At 53.6% G+C, this 19,778-nt stretch carries 20 protein-coding genes; 14 read left to right on the forward strand and 6 right to left on the reverse strand.

The features are described 5' to 3' along the window. Nucleotides 1–77: 77 nt before the first annotated feature. A complete protein-coding gene (locus tag EVJ29_RS00185; RefSeq protein ID WP_236633331.1) occupies nucleotides 78–1,907 on the reverse strand; it encodes a C40 family peptidase in 1,830 nt (609 codons plus the stop codon). Between the two features lie 275 nt (nucleotides 1,908–2,182). Here EVJ29_RS00185 and EVJ29_RS00190 point away from each other — a divergent pair, with 275 nt between their 5' ends. Continuing rightward, nucleotides 2,183–4,036, forward strand: coding sequence for a sensor domain-containing phosphodiesterase (locus EVJ29_RS00190; protein WP_131464279.1), 1,854 nt, complete (start codon nucleotides 2,183–2,185; stop codon nucleotides 4,034–4,036). A gap of 17 nt (nucleotides 4,037–4,053) precedes the next feature. On the opposite strand, the gene EVJ29_RS00195 is transcribed toward EVJ29_RS00190, so the two are convergent. Next, entirely contained in the window at nucleotides 4,054–5,424 is a 1,371-nt protein-coding gene (locus EVJ29_RS00195; protein ID WP_131464277.1) for a sensor histidine kinase, read from the reverse strand. A 12-nt stretch (nucleotides 5,425–5,436) separates the two neighbouring features. Further along, nucleotides 5,437–6,126 (reverse strand): response regulator transcription factor, encoded by a 690-nt coding sequence (locus tag EVJ29_RS00200; RefSeq protein WP_083274082.1) that lies wholly within the window; start codon nucleotides 6,124–6,126, stop codon nucleotides 5,437–5,439. A 107-nt stretch (nucleotides 6,127–6,233) separates the two neighbouring features. Here EVJ29_RS00200 and EVJ29_RS00205 point away from each other — a divergent pair, with 107 nt between their 5' ends. Genes EVJ29_RS00205 through EVJ29_RS00215 form a run of 3 tightly spaced genes read left to right on the forward strand, consistent with a single transcriptional unit; the run spans nucleotide 6,234 to nucleotide 9,169 of the window. Further along, complete coding sequence (locus EVJ29_RS00205) at nucleotides 6,234–6,995, forward strand: ABC transporter ATP-binding protein (RefSeq protein WP_131490120.1); 762 nt, start codon at nucleotides 6,234–6,236, stop codon at nucleotides 6,993–6,995. Next, complete coding sequence (locus EVJ29_RS00210) at nucleotides 6,982–8,811, forward strand: FtsX-like permease family protein (protein WP_131504555.1); 1,830 nt, start codon at nucleotides 6,982–6,984, stop codon at nucleotides 8,809–8,811. The genes EVJ29_RS00205 and EVJ29_RS00210 overlap by 14 nt, the downstream gene beginning before the upstream one ends. Nucleotides 8,812–8,824: 13 nt before the next feature. Continuing rightward, a complete protein-coding gene (locus EVJ29_RS00215; protein WP_070328476.1) occupies nucleotides 8,825–9,169 on the forward strand; it encodes a YxeA family protein in 345 nt (114 codons plus the stop codon). 78 nt (nucleotides 9,170–9,247) lie between these two features. On the opposite strand, the gene EVJ29_RS00220 is transcribed toward EVJ29_RS00215, so the two are convergent. Continuing rightward, complete coding sequence (locus EVJ29_RS00220; RefSeq protein ID WP_071398191.1) at nucleotides 9,248–9,691, reverse strand: MerR family transcriptional regulator; 444 nt, start codon at nucleotides 9,689–9,691, stop codon at nucleotides 9,248–9,250. A gap of 314 nt (nucleotides 9,692–10,005) precedes the next feature. On the opposite strand from EVJ29_RS00220, the gene EVJ29_RS00225 reads away from it, so the two are divergent. From EVJ29_RS00225 to EVJ29_RS00255, 7 genes are all read left to right on the forward strand, one after another. Next, nucleotides 10,006–10,218 (forward strand): hypothetical protein, encoded by a 213-nt coding sequence (locus tag EVJ29_RS00225; protein ID WP_131504556.1) that lies wholly within the window; start codon nucleotides 10,006–10,008, stop codon nucleotides 10,216–10,218. Nucleotides 10,219–10,291: 73 nt separating this feature from the next. Beyond that, nucleotides 10,292–10,432: a YvrJ family protein gene (locus tag EVJ29_RS00230; protein ID WP_021066374.1), complete on the forward strand. Its 141-nt coding sequence runs from the start codon at nucleotides 10,292–10,294 to the stop codon at nucleotides 10,430–10,432. A 26-nt stretch (nucleotides 10,433–10,458) separates the two neighbouring features. Continuing rightward, entirely contained in the window at nucleotides 10,459–10,671 is a 213-nt protein-coding gene (locus tag EVJ29_RS00235) for a hypothetical protein (protein ID WP_070328479.1), read from the forward strand. A gap of 30 nt (nucleotides 10,672–10,701) precedes the next feature. After that, nucleotides 10,702–10,914 (forward strand): DUF2922 domain-containing protein, encoded by a 213-nt coding sequence (locus tag EVJ29_RS00240; RefSeq protein WP_070328480.1) that lies wholly within the window; start codon nucleotides 10,702–10,704, stop codon nucleotides 10,912–10,914. A 121-nt stretch (nucleotides 10,915–11,035) separates the two neighbouring features. Next, the gene (locus EVJ29_RS00245) at nucleotides 11,036–12,874 is read left to right on the forward strand and encodes a methyl-accepting chemotaxis protein (RefSeq protein WP_070328481.1); all 1,839 of its coding nucleotides are present in this window, start codon (nucleotides 11,036–11,038) and stop codon (nucleotides 12,872–12,874) included. A gap of 191 nt (nucleotides 12,875–13,065) precedes the next feature. Further along, nucleotides 13,066–14,769, forward strand: a complete 1,704-nt coding sequence (locus tag EVJ29_RS00250; protein WP_131490119.1) for a methyl-accepting chemotaxis protein — start codon at nucleotides 13,066–13,068, stop codon at nucleotides 14,767–14,769. 104 nt (nucleotides 14,770–14,873) lie between these two features. Then, the gene (locus tag EVJ29_RS00255; protein ID WP_131504557.1) at nucleotides 14,874–15,623 is read left to right on the forward strand and encodes an SDR family NAD(P)-dependent oxidoreductase; all 750 of its coding nucleotides are present in this window, start codon (nucleotides 14,874–14,876) and stop codon (nucleotides 15,621–15,623) included. Between the two features lie 65 nt (nucleotides 15,624–15,688). On the opposite strand, the gene EVJ29_RS00260 is transcribed toward EVJ29_RS00255, so the two are convergent. Continuing rightward, nucleotides 15,689–16,570 (reverse strand): tetratricopeptide repeat protein, encoded by an 882-nt coding sequence (locus EVJ29_RS00260; RefSeq protein WP_236633332.1) that lies wholly within the window; start codon nucleotides 16,568–16,570, stop codon nucleotides 15,689–15,691. A gap of 128 nt (nucleotides 16,571–16,698) precedes the next feature. Here EVJ29_RS00260 and EVJ29_RS00265 point away from each other — a divergent pair, with 128 nt between their 5' ends. Continuing rightward, nucleotides 16,699–16,923, forward strand: a complete 225-nt coding sequence (locus tag EVJ29_RS00265) for a DUF3221 domain-containing protein (protein WP_131468883.1) — start codon at nucleotides 16,699–16,701, stop codon at nucleotides 16,921–16,923. A 19-nt stretch (nucleotides 16,924–16,942) separates the two neighbouring features. Next, complete coding sequence (locus EVJ29_RS15440; protein WP_167615699.1) at nucleotides 16,943–17,107, forward strand: hypothetical protein; 165 nt, start codon at nucleotides 16,943–16,945, stop codon at nucleotides 17,105–17,107. 17 nt (nucleotides 17,108–17,124) lie between these two features. On the opposite strand, the gene EVJ29_RS00270 is transcribed toward EVJ29_RS15440, so the two are convergent. Next, a complete protein-coding gene (locus tag EVJ29_RS00270) occupies nucleotides 17,125–18,522 on the reverse strand; it encodes a trypsin-like peptidase domain-containing protein (RefSeq protein WP_131504558.1) in 1,398 nt (465 codons plus the stop codon). A gap of 128 nt (nucleotides 18,523–18,650) precedes the next feature. On the opposite strand from EVJ29_RS00270, the gene EVJ29_RS00275 reads away from it, so the two are divergent. Then, complete coding sequence (locus EVJ29_RS00275) at nucleotides 18,651–19,778, forward strand: AI-2E family transporter (protein WP_131438926.1); 1,128 nt, start codon at nucleotides 18,651–18,653, stop codon at nucleotides 19,776–19,778.

The following is a 19,778-nucleotide window of genomic DNA, read 5'->3' on the forward strand; positions in this document are numbered from 1 at the left end:
ATTTCGAGTCTTTCAAGTGAAATCCTGCTAACTGAAAAAAAACCCGACAAAGGTCGGGTTTTCAAATGCGTCAAAGGTCACGGTCGCTTGTAGCCGATGAGGCGTGATTTCCAATACGGCTCTTTGCTGATTTGGTTGTAGCCGAGACCAAACGTCCCGGCGTGGATGAACGTATCGGCGTCGATCATGATGCCCATATGGGACGGACCGGCCGTATACGTGTTCTCGAAGAAGACGAGGTCGCCGGCCTGAGGCACGAACGATTTGTCGAGCTGCGGACCGAAGTAAGACCCGGCCCAATAGTTGGCGACGTTCGTCCGCGGGATCGAGACACCTGCTTGGTTGAACGCGTAATAGATGATGCCTGAGCAGTCAAAGCCGCCGTTGACCGGACTAGACGACGCCCAGATGTACGGCGTCCCAACGTATTTCTTAGCGACGGCGATCGTCGCGAGCCGGGTTGCTTGGGCGGTCTGTCCGTTGACTTGGGTGACGAACGCTTTGGCGACGAAACCTTGCGTCCCGTTCTCGTTGACACGGTAGTGTGTCGCCGTCTCGCCGACGACGTTCAACAGTCCGCCGCGGAGCGTCGACCCGACGACCTGGCTCGAATCGTTCGCTTGGGCGCGGATGGCGGCCGGACTTGCCGTATAGAACGTATGTGAGTCGAACGACCCGCTGACCCATGTCGGTGCCGTCGTTGAGCCTTTCGGTACTTCCTTGACGAACGAGGCTGCGACGAAGCCGGTCGTGTTACCGATATAAATCTGGTGCCAGCCGTTTGCCGTCTGGACGACGCGGAGCGTCTGACCGGCTTTGACGCTACCGACGATGGCGGAACTCGTCGACGCAGCAGCACGGACGTTCAAGGACGGGGTGTTGACGACGTAATCGACCGAAGTGTTCCCAGCCCCGGCGTCACCTAAGTTCGGTGCGACCGGTGCACTCGGTGCGGTCGTCGTCTGTTTCAAGTAGCCGGCACTGACGTAACCGCTCTTTCCGTTATACGTGACGTAGTACCAAGTGCCGCTCTGTTTCGTTGCTTGCACGGTCGCGCCGTTCGGGATTGTCGTGACGAGCGCGAAACCGATGCCTGCTCCTTTTCGCACGTTCAAGTTCGCCGTCGTGACGAACGATTGATTGACGCTCTCTTCTTTCGGCGCTGCCGGTGTCGCCGGCTGACTCGGTGAAGGTGTGGCAGGTTGACTTGGTGAAGGCGTCGCGGCGGCTTTCTTTAAGTATGTAGTGGCGACGAAGCCTGTCGTCGAACCGTACTTGATGTGCGACCACGAACCTTCGACTTTTAGGATCGTGACCGTTTTTCCTTTCGGGATCGTGACGAGTACGTTCGCCTTTGTCGATTTCGAAGCCCGGAGGTTCAAGTTGACGGTCGTCTGTGACGTCGATTGGGCGGTCGGGCTGACGGTGCTCGTTGATGCCGTCGGCTTAGTCGTTGCTGCCTTGGCTGTACCGAGATAGTCGTTATGTACCCAGCCGGTCTTCCCGTTAAAGGTGACTTGCGACCACTTACCGCTCGTCTTGAGCGGTTTGAGCGTTTGACCTTTTGGGATGGTGAGCAAGACATTATGGCTCGTACCGGCACCGGCGCGAAGGTTTAATGCAGCGGTCGTGACTCGATTTTTGCTTACTGCCGTACTCGTTGTCGTGAGTACGGTCGGTGATCCGGCCAAGTTAAGCGTTTGTCCGATGGCGATTCGGTCGGTCGTCAAGTTGTTCATCGACTTGAGTGTCGCGAGCGGGATTTGATGCTGTTGGCTGATCGACCAAAGCGTGTCACCGGCTCGGACGATATGGGTGCTAGCGGCGGACGCTTCGTCGGCCTGGGCGAGGACGCTTACGGCGGCGATTGCGGCGAATGAGTACATGAGGCCGGACTTGTGATTCATGGAGTCACTTCCTTTAATATAATAGAGTCATTCATGACGGGTAACGATACACATTTATTGTACGGTGCCGAGAAACCGGGAAGCAATGGTGGAAAGGACTCATTCGAGCGAGATTCCTTGAAAAGCAGGTCAATATTTTTTGATAGGTCTGTCAGATAGATGTCTCCTAAAAAGAGGGAAATTAGAAATTGACTTTATGTTGAATTTTGGAAGGTTTCGTATTTGTGCTTCATGCTATCATTAAGGCAAAACTGTTTGAACGAGGGTAGGGGACTATGATCGAGGGGAACTTTTCAACACAAACATACCGTAAACATCAAGAGAAACTGTTCGAGCTCGTACGGATGCCGGACGTGTCCGACGCGACAGTCGAGCAGGCGATCAGCTATATGTGCGAAGTCGTCGCGGATATGCTCGAAGTCGACACCGTATCGATCTGGCACTTCGATGAGACGCAACACTCGATCAGTTGTCAAGTCGCATATTCAAAAGATAAAGGCATCAGCAAGCCGGCATTAACGGTCTATCGTCAGGATGCGCCGGTCTATTTTGATGCGCTCTGCACGAACCGTGTCCTCCTGTTTGAGAATGTCCGGACGCACGAATGGGTGAAAAATTTATATCAACAATACTTCGTCGAAGGACAACGGGTTTACTCGATGCTTGACGCACCGATCTTTGCGGACGGACAAGCCCGCGGTGTCATCTGCTGCGAGACGTACGAGCTTCGGAAGTGGACGTATGTCGAAGAGCTGATCGTGAGTACGCTCGCTGATTTTGTCGCTATTTTATATAGCCGGCTCGAACGTCAGTCGGTCGAACAACACATCGCCCGGCTCGCTTATACGGATGAATTGACAGGACTGATGAATAAGAACGCGTTCATCGAACGAGTCGACCAGATGCGGGACGAACTTGATCATCACCTCGGGTCACTCATTTACGTGAGAATCGATGAGTTCCGCTCTGTCGAGGACGCGCTCGGCAGCGAGAAGGCCAATCAATTAATCCAGGAAATCGCGAATCGGCTCCAACTCGTCGTCGATCCGGCGATGCTCGCCCGGAGTTCTCAATCCGGTTTCGTCGTATGGACACCGTACGGCGACCGGATCAAAGCGTACGGGATTGCCGACATGCTTTGCGAGACGGTGATGAGCGAGCCGTTTACCGTCGATGAACTGGATGTCGTCCTGACGATGAGTGCCTTTATCTCGATTGAGGATAAGACGCGCTCGACGCTCGAGATGATTCACACGACACGAATCGCCGCTAGTTATCATCATGTCCAACGCGGTGGCATCATCTTCTATGAAGAGAAGATGGGTGAGAAGGCGACGGCCCGATTGACGCTTGAGATGAATTTGCGCAAAGGGCTCGCCTTGAACGAGTTTGCGCTCTACTATCAGCCGAAGATTGACGGGTCGACCGGACAGCTTAACGGTTTTGAAGGGCTCATGCGTTGGATCCATCCGGAAAAGGGGCTGATCCCGCCGCTCGACTTTATCCCGCTCGCCGAGTCGACCGGTGTCATCATCGCCCTCGAGGAGTGGGCGCTTGAGGAGGCATGCCGCCAATTGAACGCGTGGCACGCCTCTGGTCGGACATATCACTTGGCGCTCAATTTGTCGGCCCGTCACTTCCTATCAGAAGGCGTTGTCGAGAAGTTCGCCCGTGTCGTCGAAAGAATGGGTGTCTGCCCGAACTATTTGACGTTTGAGATCACGGAGAGCGTCGGAATGGAGAATCAGCAGCACGTCATCGAACGGTTCATCGCCTTCCGCAAGCAAGGTTTCTCGATCTCGATCGATGACTTCGGGACCGGTTTCTCGGCGTTCGTCTATTTAAAGCATTATCCGATCCATGAGATCAAAATCGACCGTCAGTTCATCCAAGCGACGGAGAACGACCCGACCGGAAACGTCATCGTCCAATCGATCATCGAGCTCGCCCGCGGCCTCGGTTTAAAGACCGTCTGCGAAGGCATCGAGACGACCGAGCAGCACGACGCACTCCGTTTGCTCGGCTGTGACGAGATGCAAGGGTATTACTTCTCGCGTCCGCTCGCGATTGATGAGCTTGAGGTATGGATTGAAGCTTATAACAATGAAAACAAGGATTCGCTCCGTTGAGCGAATCCTTGTTTTCATTACGGCAGGTCAATCTGAATCGTCGTCCCGACACCGAGGTCACTCGTCACGGTGACCGTGCCCCCGTGTGCCTTGACGATGTCCCGGGAAATCGCCATCCCGAGCCCACTGCCGAGCGCGTCGGTCGTATTCGTCCCTCGGTAATAACGTTCGAAAATATACGGCAGGTCGGCTTCATCAATGCCGTTCCCATCGTCTTGTACGATAATCGTCCCGCCTAGGACCGTGACATGTACCGTCACTGACTCGTCGTTATGGAGGAGGGCGTTATAGATGAAGTTGAGCAACGCCCGCTTCATGAAATGACGGTCGACGTCGCGTGACGCCGCGTCTGTGCTTGAGAACGTGATGTTGCGCGTCGCAAACCGCGGGTCGTTCAAGACGTCGATGACGAGCTCGCGGACGAACGGCTCGAGCCCGGTCGTCTCGCGGTTGAGCGGGAAATCACCGTGCTGCAGCCGCATCGTCAAGTTGAAGTCGTCGAGCAGTTCTTTCATGTAGAGCGCTTGGCGTTCGATGACTTCAGCGTACTGGCGCCGTTCCGTTTCGTCGACGTCTGTATCCTCGAGCAGTTCGGCGTAGCCTTGGATCGAGGCGAGCGGTGTCTTCAAGTCATGGGAGACGTTGCTCATCCACTCTTTGCGGCGGCGCTCGAGTTGTTCCCGTTCTGACTCATATGTCGTCAGTGTCTGTGACACATCGTTCAAGTTTGCGAACACGGGTCGGTACATGCCGGGCCGTTTCGGTTCGACGGTCGAGAAGTCGCGTGCTTTCAGCTGGGCGATTCGCTCGGTCAAACGATAGACAGGGCGTGTCAAAATCGAACTGAAGGCGAGCCCGATCAGTGCGGCGACGGCGAGATCGACGATGAGTAAGATGACTGTCGCTCGCGACACGTAAGCGAAGATCGCCTCGGGATCAAGCATGAACAGGGCACGGTCCTCTTTGGCGTCTGGTACGCCGATCAAGTAGCTATACGTTTCAAATTCACCGACGAAGTAGAGGACGAGGTCGTCGTCTTTATACTTATAAATCTGAATCAGTTCGATTGGGGAGTAGGAATCGGGTGCGTCAACGGGCGCATCGACGTCGCTGACCACGTCACCTGAAGCATCGAGGATTTGGATGAACGCCCCGAACTCCTCAAGGGCGGTTATCCCGTCTTCGTTGACGACCGGTGCGCCGTCCTCGAGTGACATGTATTGGTTGAACGTGCGGGTGAACGTCTCTCCGGAGTTGCTCTCGACGTCATCAATCCCGGTCCGGTCGTTGACGAGCAACGTGACGAGAATGACGACGTTCAAAATGACGACGATGGCAACGATGGCGAGAATCGACACCAAGTAACGTCCGGTCAATTTCCATTTCAATTCAAACGCCCCCTATGCCTCAAACTTATAGCCGAGCCCTTTGACCGTCTTAATATAGATCGGTTGTGACGGGTTCGGTTCGATTTTTTCGCGGAGTCGGCGCATGTGCACCATGACCGTATTGTCAGAGCCGTAAAAGTCCTCGCCCCAGACGCGGGTGAACAACGTTTCTTTACTGAGAATCCGGTTCGGATTACGCATGAAGCAGGCGAGCAGGCCGACCTCTTTCGCCGTCAGTTCGAGCCGGACACCGTCTTTGTACGCTTCTGTCTCGTCTACATTCAACCGGAACGGCCCGACGATTGTATCGACGGGTGCTGGTGCGTCGTACATCGAGACACGGCGAAGCTGCGCCTTGATGCGGAAGGCGACTTCTTTCGGACTGAACGGCTTCGTGATGTAATCGTCGCCGCCGATGGCGAGGCCGAGGATCTTGTCGATTTCGTCTGACTTCGCGGATAAGAACAAAATTGGAATGTTCGACGTGTCGCGGATTTGGCGGCACAGGTCATAGCCTTCACCATCCGGCAACATGACGTCGAGAATGGCGATGTGCGGGGCGAACGTGTGGAACGTCTCCAAGCCGCTTTTGACGGTGTGGGCGGTCGCGATTTGTGTGAATCCTTCTCGTTCAAGCGCTTTTTGAATGAGTATACATAAATCTTTTTCGTCGTCGACGATTAAAATACGTGGTTGGTCCAATGAAATCACCTCTCCTTGTAGCATATCATTTAAGGATTTCGTAAGGTACGCGTGATTTTCAGTTAAGGTGGCGCGTGTATCGTAGTGTTTAGAAAGAGGTGCTATTCATGGAATCATTATTACAAGTCAACGCAATCGAAAAAACATATGGGAAAGGCGACACAACGTTCAAGGCGCTCGACGATGTATCATTCACGATCGAACACGGCGAATTTGTCGGCATCATGGGACCATCTGGCGCCGGGAAATCGACACTGTTGAACGTGCTCGCGACGATCGATACGCCGACCGCGGGGGATATCCTCATCGAAGGGGAAAACATCGCCAAGCTCGACGAGGAATCACTGTCGGACTTCCGACGCGACCACCTCGGTTTCATCTTCCAAGACTACAACTTGCTCGACTCGCTCACGGTCCGGGAGAACATCTTGTTGCCGCTCGCCGTCGCCAAGACACCGGTCCACGAGACGCGGGATAAAGTCGATGCGCTCGCCAAGCGGTTCGGGATCGCGTCGATCCTTGATCAATATCCGTACGAGATCTCAGGCGGGCAAAAACAACGGACGGCTGTGTGCCGGGCGCTCGTTGCCGATCCAAAACTCATCTTCGCCGATGAGCCGACCGGTGCGCTCGATTCGAAGTCGGCGACCGACCTGTTACAGACACTCGCCGGGCTGAACGAGGCTGAGACGACGATCATGATGGTGACACACGATGCCTATGCCGCGAGCTTTTGCCGCCGTGTCCTCTATATTCAAGACGGAAAGCTGTCGCACGAGTTGATTCGAGGCAGCAAGTCGCGCGACGTGTTTTATCAAGCGATTTTGGACGAGCTCGCAAAAGGCGGTGCGACCGATGACGTTATTTGATTTGGCGAAGAAGAACGTCGCTCGCAATCTATCGCGGTACGCGCTCTACGTCGGGACGACGATCTTTTCGATCATCATCTACATGACGTTCGCGACGCTCAAACATAGCGGGGAAATTAGTGCCCTCGCCGAGACGTCCGGACAGATCAGCGGTCTCATGAACGCTTCGACGTTCATTCTGCTCATCTTCGTCGCGCTGTTTATCGCTTACTCGAACGCCTTCTTCTTGAAAGGACGTAAACGGGAAGTCGGACTGTATTCTCTTCTCGGGGTACGGAAAAAGCAGATTGGTCTCATCCTGTTGTTTGAGAACCTCGTCATCGGTGCGGTATCGCTCGTGATCGGGATCGGGCTCGGTTTGATTGGGTCGAACGTTTTGTTGCGGCTGCTGCTCAACTTGATGAACAGCGACTTGTCGATCGGGTTAACGGTCTCGACCTCGGCGCTCGTCGAGACGACGCTCGTCTTCCTCGCCATCTTTTTATTCACATCGTTCCAAGGTTACCGGGTCATCTATCGCTTCAAATTAATCGAACTGTTCCATGCCGACAAAAAAGGCGAGGACGTGCCGAAAGCGAGCCCGCTCATGGCGCTACTCGGTATCCTCACCCTCGGTACGGCTTACACGCTCGCGCTGCAAGACCTCGCCACGTCTCCGCTTTGGGGTTATCTTGCGGCGGCAATGCCGCTTCTCATCATCGGTCTTACCGTCATCGGTTCCGGTCTCTTGTTCCATAGCGTCCTCATCTTTATCCTCGGCCGCCTAAAAGCGAACGAGCGTTGGGCGTGGCGCCGGCTCAACTTATTGACGACGTCACAGTTGTTATACCGGATTCGAGGCAACGCGAAGACGTTGACGCTCATCAGTATCATCAGTGCGACGGCGATCACGGCTGGCGGGGCCATCTTTAGCGTCTACTACTACGCGGAACAACAAGTCACTTCGTACGCTCCCTATACGTTTGCTTGGCAAGGCGACAAACAAGACATCGACGCCGATGTGTTGGCTGAGACGAGCGTCATGCAAAAGACGGTTCGTGTCGCCTTAGAGACGGGAGAGCGGGAATATGGCGTCATCGATGAGACGACGTTCCGAAAACTTGCCGCCGACCTAGGCTGGAGTGAACCGGAACCGCTGCAAGAGCAAGGCGTCTTCTTGATTGATCCGTTCTATGACGAACGGTTCTCGGAAGACGTGAACGATGTGACGCTAGACGAGACGACGTATTCGGTCGCGTCCCGCTATGACAAGACACCGCTCAACGTCATGACGTTCGGCGGACTGTTCCTAGTCACACCGGATGACGTCTTCAAGACATTGCCGGGAGAAGGGACGATGTATCAAGCCGTGTCCGTCGCTGACTATAAAGAGCAGACCGTCTTGTCGGATCGCTTGTCGACAGCAGATAACTTCTCGAGTGCGACAGCGTTATACGCTGAGACGATGGCCATGCACGGAGCACTCTTGTTCGTCGGTAGTTTTCTCGGACTCGTCTTCCTCGTCGCAACGGGCAGCATCATCTACTTCAAGACGATGACCGAGGCCGAGGAAGACCGCTCGAAGTACGCGGTGTTACGAAAAGTCGGGATCTCGAAGCGGGATATTAAACGCACGATCCGTCAACAAATCGCGGTCGTGTTCCTCGCCCCATTCTCGTTAGGGATTTTGCACGCCTCGGTCGCGCTCTTCGCGTTCTCGCGCTTGCTCGTCATGGACTTCACGGTACCGGTGCTCGTCTGGATGGCGGTCTATTCTGCCATTTATACGCTGTATTACGTGTTGACGGTTCGACGGTTTACGAAATACGTTATCTGAAGGAGAGAATATTATGAAGAAACTAGTAATTGCGGCTTTCGCCCTCGTCATCGTGGCGCTCGGGCTTGTCAACATCGACTGGAACCGGCTTGGGAAAGAGGCGTTATATGTACAAATCGGGGAAGCGACAAACGTTGAGGAGACGACGCTCGAGTCGGGTGACGTCGTCCGCCGCTACGAGTATACGATGCCGGCGTTGACGAAAGACGGGGATTCGCAACCGGTCACGTTCACGGCGGCGAAGGAGCTTCGAAGCGGGGCATACTTGAAGCTATATGTGAAAGATCAAGACGTCGTCACGTCTTACGATGAAGTAACGGTCGCAGATATTCCGAAGGCGGCTCGAGAGCAACTATAGGGGTAGACTCAAATCAACCTCAACCCAAAAAGCCTTTCCCGACGATCAACGTGTCGTCGGGAAAGGCTTTTTGTGTGCTCATGCGAGTGAACTTTCTCGCTCGGCTAATTCGTATTGGAGTATGTACGTCAATTCTACATGTACTTGATCTGAAAAGTTAGTCTTTCTGACGTGCGTACGTGGTCGTAATCCACATTCCAAAGCAATATCGATGATTGTCCGAATCTGATTTTCCGTATAAAAACGTTTGCGTCCCATCGTGAACGGGGTCGGCGGTAAGACGCCGTCCGTCTCCCATTTGATCAACTGTTGCTGGCTGCGTGGGATGCCGGCAACGGTGAAGGCGCGACTCAATTCTTTAAGCGGATAGACAATTAAATGGCGTCCGTTATATTGAAATGGTTTACCTAGTTCGGGACGATATGCATCCCATTCGGTCGCAAAGAACGTTAAATCGATCGTGTCAACTTCAAATTGAGCGGAAGGAATTGGAGTGGCGAGTGCGATGTCTAAGTTGTTCATCTAGTGTTAGCTCCTTCTTCAAGTCTGCCGGGTGGTAGTACCCTCCCTCGTATAGTACCCTATTTTCAAAAAATTAACTGTTCATTTTTTGAAAGCGTGGAAATGAATTTATGGGACTTTCGATGCGGTTGTCAAATTTACACAACGTCTATAAAAATACCCTAAATGGTATGGCGATGCAAGTCATAGGAATGATTTGAGGCAGATGTAACGACTGCTTGATGATGTGGTTCAAAAGTCACGGTTGGAACATTTACGACTTTTGAGCAAAACGGTTTCCTCGTCGGTTAATAAGGGCGAAGGAGGTGAGACATATGGCAGTGTATCGAGAATACGCAAGCGTTTTTTATCTCGACACGAAACGGCTCGTTTACGGCAAGGAAAAACGTCAGCTCGTCCGCTTCGGTCCGCTCGGTGCGCGGATGGAGACCGAGGAGATCAAACAGTTTGGCGACTTGTTGATCCCGTTACTCGCGGTCGAATCCGCTACGTACGTCGTGTCGCGTGAGTTCCACGTGACGGTCTAAATTGGAGGCTCCCACTTATGCTAATACCCCCTCGTCCCGCCGCTCACAATCGGCACGATGAGCAGGTGGTCACATGAGCTGGCCCGAACTCATCTCAAACCTCGGATTCCCGATCGTCGTCTCGCTCTATCTGCTCCACCGGATCGAGACACGTCTTGAGCGGATGATTCAGCTGCTCGAACGTCTGGACTCCACCTATCCGTCTGAATTGTAATCACTCCCCGAAAGGAGCCATCCCCTATGGCACAGCTGACAGAAAAGAAAGCCACGCTCGTCCTGACGACGCATCATGACCTCGAAAGTTTGAAACCGACGAAGAAGACGCAACGGTTCGGTCCGATTCGCGCTGCGCTCACGGCAGATCAAGCCGATTCATACGGTCAGCTCATGCTCGATCTTCTCGAACATGAAGATTTCACCGTGTCGGTCGTCCGCGAATACGACTTAGCCTAATCCACTCACATTCTAAGGAGGAAATGAACCATGACTGAGACAAAACTAGAGATCGCCTTTTTGGACACGTTTAACAAAGTTGCCCGCTTCCGTTTGAACAACGTCAAACAACCGGTCGACCCAGTGAAAGTGCAAGCGCTCGCCGACTTCATGGTCGCGAACGACCCACTCGGCAAAAACGTCGTCAAGTGGACCGAGATCAAGATGATCGAAGGCACCGAGACGGTGTTGAACATCCAATAATCGAACCCGGAAGGTGACTGAGTTTTCAGTCACCTTTTTTTATTTTGGTCAATCCACTTTAAACTTCTCGACTTCAAGACGATAAAGAATGAAACGTTGTACTTGAGAGGGGAATACATACATGGCATGGAAAGAAAAATGGTCAGCGGCTGTACGTCGATTGAACCTGCGTCGCATCGATGTCCGCCGCTTCACATGGAAACCGAAACAACGGAAACGACAAAAAGTAGAGACATCCGCGCCTTCAAGTAAAGGCCTGACGATTCGTCAAAAGTTATGGGGACTCGTCATCCTCGCACTCGTCATGGTCGCCGGTGTCGGCGGCTACTCGCTATTGTCACTCGCCGACGCGAACCGTCAAGGCGACGATATCGTCAACAACTGGAATAAAGGGCTCGATTACGCCCACGAACTAAACACGCTCGCCGCGAACTATCGTGCGCTCGAACTCGAGCATATCGTGACCGAGGACGCGGCCGGAAAAGAAGAATTGATGGCGAGACTGAAAGAGATTCGGACCCAAATCAATGAACTCGCGCCGAAATATGAGGCGACAGCGTCAGGCGAAACCGATAAAGAACTGTTCGCCAACTTCGCCCGCCAATGGGAGATGTATCAACGCGTGTCAGACAACATGCTCATCTTTAGTACATCGGGCAACAACGGCATGGCCCGCTCGTACTACGATGCCCAGTCCCAGTCTACATATGAGAACTTTACGCAACGCCTGACCGAACTCGTCGATTACAACTCAGAAGGCTCGCGGCAAGTCGGGGCGGACATGGAGCGTGAGTTCCAACAAGCGCTCATCGCCTTGCTGGCCGTGACGGTTGGGGCGATCGTGATCCTCTTGTTCCTCGGGATGAGTCTACTTCGTTCGATCATCAAGCCGATGCGGATGCTCCAGACGAAATTCGATGAACTGGCGTCACAAGGCGGGGATTTGACAATGTCGATCCCGGTCACGTCGAACGATGAGATCGCGCAAGTGAGCCGTTCGTTCAACGCCTTCCTCGCCTCGCTTCGTGAGATTATGATTGATGTCGACGAGACGGCGAAAGTCGTGCTCACATCGTCGCAAGAAGTCGCCGCGGAAGTGACCCAACTGAGCCGTTATATGGAAGAGACGTCAGGTACGGTCGAAGAACTGACGGCCGGGATGGAAGAGACGGCTGCTTCGTCGCAAGAGATGAGTGCCTCGACGACCGAGATGGGCAGCTCGATCGATACGATCGTCGAACTCTCGAACGATAGTGCCCAAACAGCTGGACATGTCGAACAGCGTGCCCACGCGATGCGTACGCAAGCCATCGCCTCGAAGACGGAAGCGAACGCCATCATCCAGAAAAAACGCGTCGAGCTCGATGAGGCGATCAAAGGTGCCAAGTCGGTCGAAGAGATCCGCGTCTTGACGAGTGCGATCCTCACGATTGCCGACCAGACGAACCTGCTCGCCTTGAACGCATCGATCGAGGCGGCACGAGCCGGTGACGCCGGACGAGGATTTGCCGTCGTCGCGTCAGAAATCCGTAAGCTCGCCGAGAACTCGCGTCAAACCGTGAACGAGATTCAAGCGGTATCGAATACGGTCATCGATTCGGTCGAACGGCTCAATACGAGCTCGGCGGATATGCTCACGTTCTTGAACACGAACGTGCTCGCCGACTACGACCGGCTCGAGGAATCGGCAACGCAGTACGAAGAGGACGCGACCGTATTCGGCAAGACGGCGAACACGTTCGAGACGAACGCGCTGCAGCTCCGCCATATGACCGATAGCATTTTGCACGTCATCCAAGAAGTCGCGACGACCGTGACGGAAGGAGCGGACGGGACGCAGTCGATCTCAGAGAAAGTCCAACTGTCCGTCGAACGGTTCAACGATGTCCAACAGCGGATGAACGAGACGGAACAGCGGGCGACCGAACTATCGAATCGCGTGTCACAGTTCAAGTTATGAAACCGGACCACAGTCAAACGACTGTGGTCTTTAATTGTGACAAAAATTGGAACATAAAACTGATAAAGGTAGTCAATAAGAAGTCAGACTTCTTTTATTTGGTACATATTAGGTTTCGTCATCCGATATAAGAATGGCAATACAAAATTAGAGAGAAGTAGAGGTGGGAGAGGACGTGTTCCTCAAAAGAGATGAAACGATTGAAAACACTGTCATTAACGCAAAAATTATTTAGTGGTATCGGACTTATTTTATTGTTCGTTGCGTTCGGCATGGGCTATAACTTATGGACGCTTCAAAATATGACGAATCAGTATGAAGATATGATTAGCCATGATGTGATGAAGATGAAGGCGGCCGACGACCTGTCGCTCGGCATGACGCGTCAGGCATATGGACTTCGGGGTTACATACTCGAGCAAGATGACTCGCGTCTCGACGCAGAGAAACGTGGGTCAGAAGACAAGAAACAGGCGATTCAGACACTCATCGAACTTGCCGAGACAGAAGAAGAGCGGACAGAACTCGAGAATCTTTTATCCTATGCAACCGGCTATGATGAGTTAGCCGCCCAATTGATTGCAGCAATCGATGAAGGGGACGAAGAGTCGATCGACCGACTCGCGCTTCGACTCATGCCGGATGTGACAGCTTCAATCACGGAGACGGGCGAGCGGTTACAAGCCGAGTCAGAGGCGGAGATGTTTGAGCAGCAACGAAGACTTGAAAAGTTAGGTGAGAAGGCAGTCTTGTACTCCGCGGGAATCGCGATTCTCATCTTGCTCCTGACAATTGGTGCCGGTTACGCCTTGAAACAAATGGTGACCGTCCCACTCCGGATGTTGTCAGACGAAGTCGCCGTCGTCGCGAATGGCGATTTGACACGCGCCGACTTGGACGCGCTGACGCGTGACGAGATCGGGCAGCTCATGGTCGGCTTCAACCAAATGAAAGGCAACTTGCGTGAGTTGATCAATGAAGTGAACCGTAACGCCCAAGAGATCACGGCGCAATCGGAAGAGCTTTACGCCAGCACGGAAGAGATGTCGTCGCAAACTGAAGAAACGACGCGGATGATCGAGGCGGTCGTCGAAGAGACGATTCAACAAGCGAAAGAAGCGACGGGCAGTGCCAAAGCGGTCGCTGCGGCCGATGAAGGCGTCGAACAGATCGCCCGTTCAATCGGGACGATCAGCGAAGACGTCGCGATGAGTCTAAAGCTCGCCGAACAAGGGGACGAGACGATTCAACAAGCGAAACAAGAAGTGCTCGCCCTTGCAACCGAGACACGAATGACCGGGGAATCGATCGCGGCGTTGAAACATCAGTCGGACGAGATCGCCTTGATCACGGAAGTCATCCAATCAATCACGGACCAGACGAACTTGCTCGCCTTGAACGCGGCCATCGAAGCCGCCCGGGCCGGTGAACAAGGCAAAGGGTTTGCCGTCGTCGCCGAAGAAGTCCGGAAACTCGCCGAACAGTCGAAACAGTCGGCGACACGGATCGCCGGGTTGATCGAATCGATCCAAGTCCAATCAAACGCCGTGCTCGCAAGGCACGAACTCAGTGCGAAGCGGGTCGAGGCGAATACGAAACTGTTGGAGAAAGCGACAAACGCGTTCCAACAAATCGTCGTCCAACTCGAGACGTCGGTTGAGAACACGAAACATATTCGTGTCGCCTCAAACGAGATCGCTTTGACGACAAAACAAGTCGCCACGGCCGCCCTCGGGATTGCGACCGAGAGCGAACAGATGGCGCAGACGATGCGTTCGGTCGGCGAGACAGCCGATTCACAGCTCGCGATGATCCAAGAGTTGAACGGCGTCGCCGAGTCACTCGGGAACATGACGGGCGATCTGCAGACGTTGATCGGAAAATTCAATACGTGACTTTAGCCGTCCTCGGACGGCTTTTGTACGTTCAAAGGATTGACGATGCTACGTTTCGGGAATGACGGGATAGAACGCATTTTAGATGGAAAAGGGGAATTTGAATGAAATATACGGTCATCACAGGGGCAAGTTCAGGCATCGGCTACGAGGCGGCGAAGCAGCTTGCCAAGCAAGGGAAATCGCTCGTGCTCGTCGCGCGTCGTACGGACGAGCTTCAAAAATTGCGTGACGAGATCAAGTCGATCTCACCAGACAGCGACGTCATCCTCAAAACGAATGACTTGTCATATAGTGAAAACGTCTATGCACTCTATGAGTCGCTCGCCAACCTCGATATCGAGACGTGGATCAATAACGCTGGGTTCGGGGACTCGAATCTTGTGAAAGACGCCGAAGTCGGGAAAATGGAAAACATGATTCGTCTAAACGTCGAGGCGCTGACCGTCTTGTCGAACTTGTACGTTCGGGACTACCATAAGGTCGAAGGGGCGACACTCCTAAACATCGCCTCGGTCGTCGGCTACCGCATCGCGGCGAAAGGGGTCACGTACAGCGCGACGAAGTTCTTCGTCAGCGCCTACACGGAAGGACTCGCCCAAGAACTTATCCAAAACGGCGACAAGTTGCGGGCGAAAGTGCTCGCACCGGCTGCGACCGAGACCGGATTCGCGAGCCGGGCCCGCGAGGAAGAGAACTTCGATTACAGTGAGAACGTCGCGAAGTACCATACGGCCGAAGAGATGGCCGAGTTTTTAGTTCAATTGCTTGAGAGCGATGAAACGGTCGGCATCGTCAATCACGAGGACTACTCATTTGAACTGCGCGGACCGATTCATCCGTATATGGGGTGAGTTAGACAGCATTCAATACCATAAGCAGACGACAGCCCGAACTCTTTTTGAGTTCGGGCTGTCGTTTAGGATTGTCGCATCGTATCCGCATAGCCCCCGGTCAGGCGGTGGGTCAGGCGATGATACCAGTAGCGCAGACGCAGGCGATATACATACGTTCGGGACGTGTTCGGTAAGACGACGTTATCGATATAGTCGGCGAACATGGCGCGGAACATTTTGTCCTCACTATCGTCGTACGTCGCGCTCCACATGCCGTGCTCTTCGACTTCGAGCAGCGTCGCGATCGTCTCGTCGTCGAGTTGACCGTCTTCCGGCAAACGTTTGACGAGCATCTCGACCCGGTGGCTGCAAATCGAGGCATAGAGCGAATGGGCCCGCGGGTTTCGCGGATTTGCGTTCAAATAGCCGATTGCGGCTTTGAGCAGCTCGTCGTTCATCTCGAGCGGGATCTCATCGAACGCTTGGAAGAATTCGAGCAACATCGGCACGGTCTCTTCGCTGAAACCGGCGAGACGGACGTAGTGCATGATGTGTAAGCCCGCTTCGCCGTAGAATTTACGATTGAAGTAATGGACGGCGAGGGCGCGCCGTGTCATCGGCACGTCCGGATAGCGCTCGACGGCGCGGCAGTAATGTTGCTCGGCCTCAAACGTAAACCCGGCGTCTTCGCTGAGGGCGCCGTGCAGGCAATGGATGAGGTAATGGTCACCCATCGTACTCGCGGTTTCGAGCACTTGTCTGGCTGTCTTGAAATCGCCTTCGCGAATGAGCGGATAAGCGCGCATCGCCGGGAAGAACGGGTCGTTCGGGAAAGCCGTCTCGCCGCGGACGATGAGCGTCTCGATGGCCTCGGCGTTATAGTCTTCGATTAACTCTTCAAGGAGCATCATCTCAAGGAAGGTGCGCTGAAAGTCTGGGGTGTGTAAGTCGATGGTGTGTTTCAAATGAGGTCCCTCCCAGCTTTTGTGATTGTCGCTTTATTATACAAGTCAATCGCTTCACGAAGTAGCATTATTTGAAAAAATGGGAAAAGAAAAGAGGGGGAGCGCATTTGGGGGAAGGAGGGATCAACGTGGTCACGTTCACGGGCTATATCGTCGAACTCGAGGCAGCGCGAATTCGGGTCGCACCGAAGTTGGAGGCTGAACCGTTCGACGGCATCGTGTTTCATCTAGACGAGCAGATCGGGGACATATCAACGCTCACGGTCGGCCAATTCGTGCGGGTCGAGCATAGTGAGATGATGACGAAATCATTGCCGCCCCAGGCGGCGGCGCACCGGATTGATGTGCTATGATGGATGCGAGGTGAGTCATATGGGACAGTGGAATTTTCTTTGGCTCGGCGGCGTCATCGCGCTGAGCGCATTTCTCGTCTGGCTCTTGCAAGACGCGATCCCGTTTTGGATGCTATCGATTTTGCTGCTGTTACTCGGGGCCGCGGTCGGTAACGTGCAACGCAAATTGAATAAGGGCGAGTAAAAAGCACGTCTTCCGATTTAGTCGGAAGGCGTGCTTTCTTCGTCTCGCTCTGTGGCAGCCGGTTTAGCTTTTTCTTCTTTAGCAGGCTTTTCTTGTTTAGCAGGCTTTTCTTGTTTGGCAGGCTGTTCTTTTTTAACAGGCTGTTCTTGTTTAGCAGGTTGTTCTTGTTTAGTAGGCTGTTCTTTTTTAACAGGCTTTTCTTGTTTAACGGGCTGTTCTTTTTTAGTAGGCTGTTCTTTTTCAACATGCTTTTCTTGTTTAGCGGGTTGGTCTTTTTTAACCGGTTTTTCTTCTGTGACTGGTTTCTCTTTTGGCTGATCTTTCGGTTTGCTTTCTTGCTTTTTGACTGGTTTCTCCGCTTCAGCCGCTGGTTTTTCAGGCGCCACCGGTTCTGCCGGTTCTGTCACAGGAGGTTCCGGCGTGACCGGTTCTTCTGTGACGGGAGGCGGCGTCGGTTCTTCAGCTGGTACTTCCGGTTCAACGACTTCAGGCTCTGGCGTTTCCTCTGGCGTTGCCGGTGCGTCTTCAATCGGCTCTTCGGCAGGCGCGGCCGGTTCTGGCGCAGCTTCCGGGGCAGGGGCCTCGGATTCTGGTTGCGGCGCTGGCGCTGGTTCCGTCACAGGTTGCTCATTTCGAGGTGGCGTGATTGGTGCGACCGGTGCTAGTTTAGCTAACGGTGGCGCTGGTGTGTCCGATTCAAGAAACGCGAGCACGTCTTGTTCGAACAGGGCGACCGGGAGTGCTTTTGACTTGAGGTGCATGGCGAGTACCCGTCCATCTGAAGCAACAATCGGACTGCCGATTGCCCGTCTCGGGATATCGAACTCGCGCTCATACCCGGTTTCATTGAACGTCATCTGGCCTTCGATCCGTTTAGACGGCATGAGCGTGATGAGCGTTTCGTCCGCCGCAGCAATCGCGTGACTGAACATGAACGGCGTCTCTTTCATTTGATTGATCCGGATGACGGCGATGTCGACGGTACGTCCGACGACGGTCCCTTTAATTTTCTTCCCATCGTGGTCGATTGTCATCGTCGTCAAACCTTCAACATTATGGGCAGCCGTCAAAATATCTTGCGGGCTGATTAAAAACCCTGTCCCGGCACCGACAGAAAACAGACTTTTCTCGAGCGTCGCCAAATCAATCATCGAAGCGTTATCGGCTGAGACGGTGTCTTCGGCGATATTCAAGTTGACTTTGTCAGCGAGTGAGTCCGTCGAACGAGGAGCTTCTTTCAAATAGGCGACTGTTAAAATAGAGATGAATGCGATAAGTGCAATCACGGTCGAAATGGCAATCCATTTCAAGCGACGGGGGCGATGGCCACACGTCGGACAAGCAGTTGTTTTTGAGCGGGTCTTCGTTCCGCAGCGTGGACAAGTCACGAGGGTGACACCTTCTTTCATATACATAGATGATTAGCTATACCTTAAATAAAGAGGGGATAAACAATATTTTGACGGGGTAAGCAGACAGGGATGGAATGAACTTCCGAAAATCGGGAAAGAAATAGATATCCTTCAAAAAGGGGGAAACGTCCATGCAGCCCTTTTGGACAACGCGTGCGTTCCGTAATGGCATCTGGGTACTGCTCATTTTGACGATCATCTTCATGGCGAAACAAGTCGAGTTTTTGTTCTATCCAATCGGTATCTTTTTCGCGACCGTACTGACACCGTTCTTGTTCGCCGGCATCTTGTTTTATTTGACGGTCGGTCTCGTCGATTTCCTTGAGATCAAATGGAAGCGACGGTCACTTGCGATTTTGAGCGTGCTCCTGTTGCTCCTCACCCTCGTCGTGTTGTTCGTCGTCACGCTCGGACCGCTCATCACAAGGCAACTGCTCGCGCTGCTTGACGCGTTCCCACGTTTTGCCGAAGGGAGCTATCGCCAGTTTTTGCTGCTGTACGGACGGCTCGAGGAATACGCGTGGTTTCGGGACTATGCCGAGCAGAACGCGGCATCGATTGAGACGTGGATTCGTCAGTTGACCGACGCGCTCGGTTCACTCATCGGTACTGTCGCCGGTTCGCTCGGACGCGTGCTCGCGCTGATCGTGTCTGGACTGTTCACGTTGTTTATCGCGCTATTTTTGTACGTGTTCATGCTCATTGACGGGGGCAAGCTCGCGACGGCGATTGTGCGGTGGATCCCTGAGGCGTACGAACAAAACGCCCGCCATATCTTGCATGACATGCACGAGACGATCAAACGTTACGTCCGGGCCCAGCTGATCGTCTGTACGTTCGTCGGCTTCTTCGCGACAATCGCTCTTTGGCTACTCGACGTCCCGTTCTTCCTGCCGCTCGGTCTGTTCATTTTCGCAACGAACATCATCCCTTACTTCGGTCCGTTTCTCGGGGCCGCACCCGCCGTTTTGATTGCGTTCATCGACGAACCGGTCAAAGCGCTCTACGTCATCATCGCCATCACCATCGTCCAACAGCTTGACGCCAACGTCATCTCACCGCTCGTCCAAGGCAAGTCACTCCGTGTCCATCCCATCACCATCACCCTTGTCCTGCTCGTCGCGGGACGCCTCGCCGGTATCGTCGGCATGCTGCTCGCCGTCCCGTTCTATGCCGTCTTGAAAGTCACGTTCCTCAACTTGCAAAAACTATACGCGTTACGCAAACAGTCGAAGCTTCCGATCGAAAGGAGCGACTAA

Source organism: Exiguobacterium sp. SH4S7 (genome assembly GCF_004336795.1).
Taxonomy (GTDB): domain Bacteria; phylum Bacillota; class Bacilli; order Exiguobacteriales; family Exiguobacteriaceae; genus Exiguobacterium; species Exiguobacterium aurantiacum_A.